Source organism: Saccharothrix xinjiangensis (assembly GCF_039527585.1).
Lineage (GTDB): Bacteria > Actinomycetota > Actinomycetes > Mycobacteriales > Pseudonocardiaceae > Actinosynnema > Actinosynnema xinjiangensis.
In genome coordinates, this window is the sequence record NZ_BAAAKE010000075.1 from 1 (window position 1) to 1,078 (window position 1,078).

At 50.1% G+C, this 1,078-nt stretch carries 1 protein-coding gene; it reads left to right on the top strand.

Going from position 1 to position 1,078, the window contains the following annotated elements; translation table 11 throughout:
• Nucleotides 1-476: 476 nt before the first annotated feature.
• On the top strand, nucleotides 477-1,078 hold a 602-nt coding region (locus ABD223_RS43280), incomplete at its 3' end, for a replication initiation factor domain-containing protein (protein WP_344044180.1).

The following is a 1,078-nucleotide window of genomic DNA, read 5'->3' on the forward strand; positions in this document are numbered from 1 at the left end:
CATTAAAGGTGCATCACTATGGCTACATCTAAGCCTCGTTTAACGATTACTCTTGAGCCTTCTCATCATGCCGTAGTTTCTGAATTAGCGGCGCTTCGTGGTGTTTCTAAGTCAACGGTAGTGACTGAAATGCTGGGCGCTTCAATTCCGGCGCTTGAGCGTGTAACGAAGCTGCTGAGGGCGCTTGAGAGTGCTAAGTCGGGTGGGTACATAGATGAGTTCACGGCGAACCTTGAGGAGGCTGAGAGGACTCTTGCTCCGATGGTTTTGGCTGCACTTGAGCAAATGGATTTGCCGATGGAGAAGTCTATTAACCCCCGAGCCTGTAATACGGGGGTAACCCCTAGTTCAAATTCCAGTTCAGGAGGTCGTTCAGCCCGTAGGGAGGGGGTCTGATGGGTTGTGCTACGGGGTGTGATTTCGACTGGTACAAAGCTGGCGTAAGTGATTCTCCTGATTACATTCTTTGCCATTTAATGGGTGGCTTTGAAATGTCTAGTGTAGTCAGTTCAAGGCCGAGGCACGGGTACGCTGAAGCTGCTGATGTGGTTATTGGCGATAGAAGGCTGTGTAGCGTCCAGTGGGGAGGCAATACCGGTGATAGGGTGATGGTTGAATCATCGGGATTTGAGGCGCCTCGTCTAGCCTCTCTGGTGCGTTCTGAGTGGCCTCAGCATCACCTGCTTAGGGCTGATGTTGCTATTGATATAGATCTTCCTGATGCCTGGGACTCGCTGTCCTCTATGGCTTTGAATTTGGCGGATAAGTACGACCTCAAGACTCGTCATGTGGGTGATTATCATAGGGCCAAGGAGGGGAGGTCTATATACGTTGGATCGCGTCAATCTTCTGTGATGTTGCGTGTTTACGAAAAGGGCATTGAACAGCGCGTTAAGGGAATTAGCGACGATACTTCAGTGGACTTGGTGAGGGTTGAGACTGAGATAAAACCCAAGAAGTCGGTTGCTAGGATGCATTGTGCAACTCTCTCCCCTAGTGAGCTGCTTGGCTGTGCTCCGTTTACCACTGAGATGGCTAAAATACTTCTTGATGAGTCTGTTGAGAGGGTTGTTGGTCT